7 protein-coding genes are annotated in these 8,689 nt (G+C 63.9%); 3 read left to right on the top strand and 4 right to left on the bottom strand.

Going from position 1 to position 8,689, the window contains the following annotated elements; translation table 11 throughout:
- Positions 1 to 177: 177 nt before the first annotated feature.
- The 4 genes from htpX to def form a co-directional block, all read right to left on the bottom strand.
- Complete coding sequence (gene htpX / locus ACYPXD_RS30195) at positions 178 to 1,035, bottom strand: zinc metalloprotease HtpX (RefSeq protein ID WP_459720500.1); 858 nt, start codon at positions 1,033 to 1,035, stop codon at positions 178 to 180.
- A gap of 111 nt (positions 1,036 to 1,146) precedes the next feature.
- Positions 1,147 to 1,809: a LysE family translocator gene (locus tag ACYPXD_RS30190; RefSeq protein ID WP_459720497.1), complete on the bottom strand. Its 663-nt coding sequence runs from the start codon at positions 1,807 to 1,809 to the stop codon at positions 1,147 to 1,149.
- Positions 1,810 to 1,914: 105 nt separating this feature from the next.
- Positions 1,915 to 2,919 carry a methionyl-tRNA formyltransferase gene (fmt, locus tag ACYPXD_RS30185; protein ID WP_459720491.1) on the bottom strand — a complete coding sequence of 335 codons (1,005 nt, stop codon included), beginning with the start codon at positions 2,917 to 2,919 and terminating at the stop codon, positions 1,915 to 1,917.
- An 84-nt stretch (positions 2,920 to 3,003) separates the two neighbouring features.
- Positions 3,004 to 3,507 carry a peptide deformylase gene (gene def, locus ACYPXD_RS30180; RefSeq protein WP_459720487.1) on the bottom strand — a complete coding sequence of 168 codons (504 nt, stop codon included), beginning with the start codon at positions 3,505 to 3,507 and terminating at the stop codon, positions 3,004 to 3,006.
- Between the two features lie 294 nt (positions 3,508 to 3,801).
- On the opposite strand from def, the gene dprA reads away from it, so the two are divergent.
- The 3 genes from dprA to ACYPXD_RS30165 all read left to right on the top strand — a co-directional run bounded on the left by dprA (position 3,802) and on the right by ACYPXD_RS30165 (position 8,507).
- Positions 3,802 to 5,058, top strand: a complete 1,257-nt coding sequence (gene dprA, locus ACYPXD_RS30175) for a DNA-processing protein DprA (RefSeq protein WP_459720484.1) — start codon at positions 3,802 to 3,804, stop codon at positions 5,056 to 5,058.
- A gap of 59 nt (positions 5,059 to 5,117) precedes the next feature.
- Positions 5,118 to 5,495, top strand: coding sequence for a thioredoxin family protein (locus ACYPXD_RS30170; RefSeq protein WP_459720480.1), 378 nt, complete (start codon positions 5,118 to 5,120; stop codon positions 5,493 to 5,495).
- 312 nt (positions 5,496 to 5,807) lie between these two features.
- Complete coding sequence (locus tag ACYPXD_RS30165; protein WP_459720478.1) at positions 5,808 to 8,507, top strand: DNA topoisomerase III; 2,700 nt, start codon at positions 5,808 to 5,810, stop codon at positions 8,505 to 8,507.
- Positions 8,508 to 8,689 lie beyond the last annotated feature (182 nt).

Raw genomic sequence — 8,689 nt, 5'->3', positions numbered from 1 at the left:
GGCGAGCCCCGGTGGGGCTCGCCCGGTCCTGTTTGCCGGTCCTGTTTGCCGGTCCTGTTTGCCGGTCCTGTTTGCCGGTCTTGTTTGCATCGGCGTTAGCCGGCATCGGCGTCGGTATCGATAGCGGTTGCAGCAGGTCCGCCTCGATCGCGAAACGCTGATTCCGCGCGGCCTCTATCAGTCGAAGCGGCCCGTGCGCGCCATCTCCATCAGACGCGCGATGCGCTCCTCGGTCGACGGGTGAGTCGAGAACAGATTCGCGATACCGCCACCGGACAGCGGATTCATGATCATCATCTGCGCGGTAGCCGGATGCGCTTCCGCCGTCGGGAACGGAATGCCGCTCGCGTAACGATGGATCTTGTCGAGCGCCGACGCGAGCGCTTGCGGGTCGCCCGAAATCTGCGCGCCGCCCCGGTCCGCTTCGAATTCCCGCGCGCGCGAGATGGCCATCTGGATCATCGCACCCGCGATCGGCGCAAGCAGCGCGACGGCAATGCCCGCGATCGGATTCGCCGGACGGCCATTTTCGTCACGGCCGCCAAAGAACATCGCGAAATTTGCCAAAGCGGAAATCGCGCCTGCCATGGTTGCCGAGATGGTCGAGATCAGAATGTCGCGATGCTTCACGTGTGCGAGTTCGTGCGCCATCACGCCACGCATTTCGCGCTCCGACAGCGCACGCAGAATGCCGGTGGTTGCCGCAACCGCCGCGTGTTCCGGATTGCGGCCCGTTGCGAACGCGTTCGGCTGGTCTTCGTCGATCAGATAGACGCGCGGCATGGGCAGGCTGGCGCGCGTGGCCAGCTCGCGCACCATGCGGTAGAACTGCGGCGCGGTGGTTTCGTCGACTTCCTGCGCGTTGTACATGCGTAGGACCATCTTGTCCGAGAACCAATACGAAAAGAAGTTCATGCCGAGCGCGAACAGCAGCGCGATGAACATGCCGCGCTGCCCGCCGATCATGCCCCCGATCACGATGAAAAGCGCCGTGATCGCGGCCATCAACATCGCGGTTTTAACCCAGTTGAACATATCCAGTACTCCTTGCCCGGAACGCGGGCCCTTGCGGGACCCATTTCATGCCGAATAACGGCGAATGATTGTAAGCGAACTGTTAGATTTGGGCATACCGGAAAAATTCAATCAGCGCGACGCCGTGGCAAGCTTTACGCCAAGTCCGACAAACGCGCTGCCGACCACGCGATCGAGCCACTTCTTGACGCCCGGCTTGCCGGAAAAGCGACGCGTGACGCTGCCGGCCACCCACGCGACAAAGCTGTTCCACACGGTGCTCATCAGCACGAAGACGACGCCGAGCGCGAGAAACGCGACTACCTTGTGATCGGTGCCGGCGCTGACGAACTGCGGAAAAAACGACACAAAGAACAGCACCACTTTCGGGTTCAGCACGTTGGTCATGAAGCCTTGAAGGAACAGTTGCCGCATCGACTTCGGTGCCGCCGACGCGCGCGACGTGCCGGCCGGGCCCGCTGCGCCGGGGGACGGCTCGGCCGCCGCCTGTTTCGCGAAGACAAGCCGCACGCCGAGATAAATCAGATAGATCGCGCCAACGAACTTGATCACCGTGAACTCGGTAGCCGACGCGGCCAGCACCGCCGTCAAGCCGAACGCGCAAGCAAGCGCATGCACACAGCAGCCGGCCGAGATGCCGAGTGCCGACATCAGCCCCGCCGCGCGACCTTGCGCGACACTGCGGCCGACGATGTACGCGGTGTCGGGGCCCGGCGTGACATTCAGCAGGAACACGGCGACGAGGAAGAATCCGAAATGGGTGATGCCGAACATGAAAGCCTCGAAAATTGGCACGTTGCGTCGATGATTCTATCGCGCGCCAAGCGGGCCGCGCGACTCGGCCAAACGGACGATGGCAGCGCGCGTCGCCGCCTGTTATTAATGTTGGCCGGGTGCGCCGGGTTCGCCTGGCTGTTCGAAGCGCTGACCAGCGGCGAGCGTCGAGCCGGTCAGGAATTCGCGCGCCGGCAGACGTTTGCCGCCGGGCTTTTGCAGCTGTGTGACGCGCAGCGCACCGTCGCCGCATGCGATGACAACGCCTTCCGGCGAGACATCGATGATGGTGCCGGGTGGTACGGCAGCGCGCGGTGAGGGCACCGCTGTGGCGGACCAGATCTTGAGCTGCGTGCCGTCCATTGTCGCCGCACCGCCGGGGAACGGATCGAACGCGCGCACCTGGCGTGCGAGTTCGGCCGCCGTGCGCCGCCAGTCGAGCGCGGCTTCGTGCTTGCCGATTTTTTCCGCGTAGGTTGTGCCGTCTTCGGGCTGCGGCGTCGCGGGTAACGTGCCGTCGCGCTCGAGCGTCGCGAGCGCTTCGACGATCAGTTGCGCACCCGCGCCGGCGAGCTTGTCGTGCAGCGTCGCGGTGGTGTCATCGTCGCGAATCGCGGTGCGCGCGTCGGCGATCATCGGCCCGGTGTCGAGGCCGGCGTCCATCTGCATCAGCGTGATGCCGGTTGCCGTGTCGCCGGCTTCGATCGCGCGATGGATCGGCGCCGCACCGCGCCAGCGCGGCAACAGCGAAGCGTGAATGTTGATGCAGCCATGCGGCGGTATGTCGAGCACTTCCTGCGGCAACAAAAGGCCGTACGCGGCCACCACCATGACATCGTGCGGCGTCGCGCGCAGCAGATCGATCGCCGCCGCGGCTTCGGCGGGAAACTTGCCGTTACGGCGCAGCGACGGCGGCTGCGCTACCGCGAGACCGTGCTCCTGCGCATAGCGCTTCACCGGACTCGCCTGCAGTTTCATGCCGCGACCGGCAGGCCGATCCGGTTGCGTCAACACCAGCGGCACAGCAAAGCCGGCCCGATGGATCGCGGCCAGCGCCGCAGCCGCGAACTCGGGCGTGCCGGCGAAAATAACGCGCAACGAATGGCTCATGAGCGAAAGCGTCCTGACGAAACGGCGCGAAACAGACGAACAGGCGAAACAGCAAAGTCGAAACGATCAACATCGGCACGCGCGTCACATCGCGTGCGCGAGCTTCTTCATCTTCGACTTGATGCGCGTCTGCTTGAGCGGCGACAGATACTCGACGAACACGCGTCCCATCAGGTGATCCATCTCGTGCTGGATGCAAACCGCGAGCAGGTCTTCGCAATCGATCTCGTACGTTTCGCCCTTTTCGTTGAGCGCGCGCACGCGCACTTTCTCCGCGCGCTCGACGCTGTCGTAAATACCGGGCACCGACAGGCAGCCCTCTTCGGAAGTCTTCCTCTCGTTGCTCGACCAGACGATTTCCGGGTTGATGAAGACGCGCAGTTCATCGTGCGTGTCGGACACGTCAATCACGATCACACGCTCATGCACATCGACCTGCGTCGCCGCGAGGCCGACGCCCGGCGCGGCGTACATCGTTTCCGCCATATCGGCGACGAGCTTGCGGATGCGGTCGTTCACGACCTCGACGGGCTTCGCGACCTTGTGCAAGCGCTTGTCCGGGTAATTGAGGATGTTCAGTAAAGCCATGGTCATCAGGTTCAGTGAAGCGCCGCCACGGACGCGGAAGTCACGCAATTGGCCGTTTGGCTAGCTTGTCAGCCTCCCGGCATGCGCAGAGGATAGATAGCGACAGGAGCCTTTCGATTCAACGAGCGAGGGGCCGAAACGACAAGCGAACGACAGCCGAAATGCGGCCCCGAATCGACAGGTTCATGCGCGAAAACGCGGCGTCACCGTTTGTTTGCGTCGAATTATTTCGGATCATGAAAATTTTAGCATGGCGACCGCGCACGGTGGCCGCGCTGGAGGTTTGACGTTTCAATGCAATCCATAGCGAAAACCGATCGCGAAATTGCCGCCTGGCTGCGACTCACGACGGCGCCAGGCCTCAAACCCGCGGCGCTGCGCACGCTGCTGGCGAGCTTCGGCCTGCCCGAGGCCGTGCTCGGCCAGACATTCGAGTTGCTTGCGCGCGAGACCAACGAAGCGTCGGCGCGCGCCGTGCTCGCCGCGCCCGGCGCCGGCTTCACCGCGCAACTGGATGCGGTGCTCGCATGGCGCGACGCGCCCGGCAACGCGCTGCTCGCGCTCGACGACCCCGCCTACCCGCCCATGCTGCTGACCATGCCCGACCCGCCGCCGCTGCTATATGTAAAGGGACAGCTCGCGCTGCTGCATACGCGCAGCGTCGCTGTGGTCGGCAGCCGCGGCGCGACGCCGCAAGGCGCGGACGACGCGAAGCGCTTTTCCCGCGCGTTTTCGGATGCGGGCCTCGCCGTCGTGTCGGGGCTCGCGCTCGGTATCGATGCGGCCGCGCATGGCGGCGCGCTGGCGGGGCGCACAGGCACGGTCGCCGTGATCGGAACGGGCGCGGACGTCGTTTATCCGCCGGCACACGAACCGCTCGCGCGCGACATCGCGGCGAACGGCGCCATCCTGTCCGAATGGCCGCTTGGCACACCGGCGCGGTCCGCGCACTTTCCGCAACGAAACCGGCTGATTGCGGGGCTGGTCAATGGCGTGCTGATCGTGGAGGCCGCCATGCGGTCCGGTTCGCTGATCACGGCGAGACTGGCGAACGAAATGGGGCGAGATGTGTTCGCGTTGCCCGGTTCGATCCATGCGCCGTTGTCGCGCGGTTGCCATCGCATGATCAAACAGGGCGCGAAGCTCGTTGAGACGCCCGAAGATGTGCTCGAGGAACTCGGCATGCCGACGGCGACGGCGCCGCCCCAAGCGACACGAGCCAGCGAGACGGCAAAGGCGAAGTCCGCCATGCAGCCGCGCCAGGTCAGCCTCCCGCTTGCGTTACCGGCACAAGATGACGCCACGCCACCGCCAGCAGCACGGCCTGCGCCGCCGTCCGCACCGCCGCCCGCATTGGCTCCCGACGCGCAACGGCTGCTCGACGCGCTCGGTCATGCGCCCACCACGCTTGAAATCCTTGCCGCGCGCACCGAAATGGACGATTCGGCGCTCCAGGGCACGCTGCTGCGGCTAGAACTGTCGGGCTATCTGACGGCGCTGCCAGGCGGGCGGTACGTTCGCGCGAGCTTCGGCCGCCCCGACAGCCAGTGACGCGCCATGCTACATTCGCGCCAAATCGCTTACGAAAACACGAGCCTCAAGGAATACCCATGCCCGCGCTGAACCTCGATACCGACTCGGACCGGATCGCAGAGCGTGTCAACGACCGCGAAACGTTGTTCGTTGCGTGTCTGTGCGCGCAGTGGTGCGGAACGTGCCGGGACTATCAGGCGGCATTCGATGCGCTCGCCGACAGGCATCCCGACATCTGTTTCGCATGGATCGACATCGAAACGCATGCGGACCGCTTTGACGATCTCGACGTGGAGAATTTCCCGACCATCCTGATCGAAGACGCGGTGACAACGCGCTTTTTCGGCACCGTGCTGCCGCAGCCGGGCATCGTCGAACGCATGCTCGTCGATCTGACCGCGCTGCCGGGTGTGACCGGTGCGCCGAAGCTAAGGCCGGCGCTCGCTGATGCGTGACTACGGCGCGCGTGGCGTGCGTGGCGTGCCCGACGCGCGGCACGGCGGCATGCGAATTGCGAAAAGCGCGGGACCGGCTTGTGCGATGCTTGCCCAGGGCACGGGCACGCAATTATGATGGGCCGCTTTTTTCAGGCACTGGTTGCCGCCGCGTCGGCGTGTGCTATAAAGCGGTCGTTAATAGGTACGTAACCGCAGGTACGACATCACCGCAGGTACGCATCGAAGGTAGGCAACCGGAAAAGCGAACGAGCGTCAAATAAAAGCAGCGTGCGCCGAGGTTGCACCCGAATTCACCCACTCACAATAGTCATGTCCAAAGCACTGATCATCGCCGAAAAGCCATCCGTCGCGAACGACATCGCGCGCGCTTTGGGCGGTTTTACCAAGCATGACGAGTATTTCGAAAGCGACGACTACGTCATTTCGTCGGCGGTCGGCCATCTGGTCGAGATCGCCGCACCCGAAGAATACGAAGTCAAGCGCGGCAAGTGGAGCTTCGCTCACCTGCCCGTCATCCCGCCGCATTTCGACCTGAACCCGATCGTAAAAAGCGAGTCGCGGCTCAAGGTGCTCACAAGGCTGCTCAAGCGCAAAGACGTCGACCGCCTGATCAACGCATGCGACGCGGGACGCGAAGGCGAGCTGATTTTCCGCCTGATCACGCAGTACGCGAAAGCGAAGCAGCCTGTGCAGCGCCTGTGGCTGCAATCGATGACGCCCGCGGCAATCCGCGACGGCTTTGCTCATCTGCGCAGCGACGGCGAAATGCAGCCGCTCGCCGACGCCGCCCGCTGCCGCTCGGAAGCCGACTGGCTGGTCGGCATCAACGGTACACGCGCAATGACCGCGTTCAACAGCAAGGGCGGCGGCTTCTTCCTGACCACGGTCGGGCGGGTGCAAACGCCTACGCTATCGATCGTCGTCGAACGCGAAGAGAAGATTCGCCGCTTCGTGCCGCGCGATTACTGGGAAGTGAAGGCGGAGTTCGTCTGCGCGTCGGGCTTCTACGAGGGCCGCTGGTTCGACCCGAAGTTCAAGCGCGACGAATTCGATCCGGAGAAGCGCGATTCGCGGCTCTGGAGCCTGCCGGCTGCCGAAACGATCGTTGCGGCGTGCCGCGGCCAGATCGGCACGGTCAGCGAAGAATCGAAGCCGTCGACGCAGCTTTCGCCCGCGCTCTTCGACTTGACGAGCCTGCAGCGCGAGGCGAACGGCCGCTTCGGCTTCTCGGCGAAAAACACGCTCGGGCTCGCCCAAGCGCTGTACGAACGGCACAAGGTGCTGACTTACCCGCGTACCGACGCGCGCGCGCTGCCCGAAGACTATCTGGAGACGGTCAAGAGCACGCTCGATATGCTCAAGGAGAGCAACAACTATCTGCCGTTCGCGAAGCAGGTGCTCGACAAGGGCTGGGTGAAGCCGAACAAGCGCATCTTCGACAACTCGAAGATCAGCGATCACTTCGCCATCATCCCAACGCTGCAAGCGCCGAAGTCGCTGTCGGAGCCCGAGCAGAAGCTGTACGACCTCGTCGTCAAGCGCTTCCTCGCGGTGTTCTTCCCGGCCGCCGAATACAAGGTCACGACGCGTATCACGGAAGTCGTCGGCCATCATTTCAAGACCGAAGGCAAGGTGCTCGTCGAACCGGGCTGGCTGCAGATCTACGGCCGCGAATCGACCGGCGAAGACGCCAATCTCGTCCCGGTGCAGAAAGACGAGAAGGTGAAGACGGACAAGATCGCCGCGCAGCAACTCGTGACGAAGCCGCCCGCGCGCTATAACGAAGCGACGCTGCTGTCGGCAATGGAAGGCGCGGGCAAGCTCGTCGACGACGAGGAGCTGCGCGAGGCGATGGCCGCGAAAGGCCTCGGCACGCCGGCCACGCGCGCGGCGATCATCGAAGGCCTGCTCGGCGAAAAGTATCTGGTCCGCGAGGGCCGCGAACTGATTCCGACGGCGAAGGCATTCCAGCTGATGACGCTGTTGCGCGGCCTCGACGTCAAGGAACTGACCGCGCCCGAGCTGACCGGCGAATGGGAATACAAGCTGTCGCAGATGGAGCGCGGCAATCTGCAACGCGACGCGTTCATGCAGGAAATCGCGCGCATGACGCAAACCATCGTCAAGCGTGCGAAAGAATACGATTCGGACACGATCCCCGGCGACTACGCGACGCTCGAAACGCCGTGTCCGCACTGCGGCGGCCAGGTAAAGGAAAACTACCGCCGCTTCGCCTGCACGAAGTGCGAGTTCTCAATCTCGAAGATTCCGGGCGGCCGGCAATTCGAGATTCCGGAAGTCGAAGAGCTCTTGCAGAAGAAGGAAATCGGACCGCTGTCAGGATTCCGCAGCAAGATGGGCCGTCCGTTCTCGGCCATTCTCAAGCTGTCGTTCGACGACGAGATCAAGAACTTCAAGCTCGAGTTCGACTTCGGCCAGGATCAGGGTGGCGAAGACGGCGAAGCGCCGGACTTCTCGGCGCAGGAACCGGTCGGCGCGTGTCCGAAGTGCCACGCACGCGTGTACGAGCACGGTATGAGCTACGTCTGCGAGAACTCCGTCGCGAATCCGAAGACTTGTGACTTCCGTTCGGGCAAGGTGATCCTGCAGCAGGAAATCGCGCGCGAACAGATGGCGAAGCTGCTCGAAGGCGGCCGCACCGATCTGCTGACGAACTTCAAGTCGTCGCGCACGGGTCGCAATTTCAAGGCGTTCCTCGTCAAGCAGAGCGACGGCAAGATCGGCTTCGAGTTCGAGAAGAAGGAGCCGAAGGAGCCGTCGGCAAAGGCCGCGGCGAAGTCGGCGGGAGCCAGAGCGGCGGCGGGCGGCAATGCCGACGCGGCGAACGACGAAGGCGGAGACACGGAAGTCGCAACGGCCGAAAAGCCGTCGGCAAAAACCGCCGCGAAGGGGGCCGCGGTCAAGACCGCTGCTGCCAAGAAAGCGCCGGCTAAGAAAACCGCAACCAAGCCGGCGGCGAAATCGACGTCACGGAAAACGGGATCGTAAGGTAAGGTCGCCGCCGCACCCGGCGCGACCCTCGACCGCGCCTCGCCTGAGCGCATAGCGCACCGCAACAAAAAAAAGCGCAGCCGCTAATCCCGGCTGCGCTTTTTCATACAATTACCCTACAAAATCCGCTATACAGGGTGCGTCAACATGTCGCACCCTGCAGGCACCATCCGCGTACG

This window comes from Paraburkholderia sp. 2C, assembly GCF_054589215.1.
The sequence above is the reverse complement of the archived record's forward strand: the minus strand, read 5'-3'. Positions and strand labels throughout refer to the sequence as shown.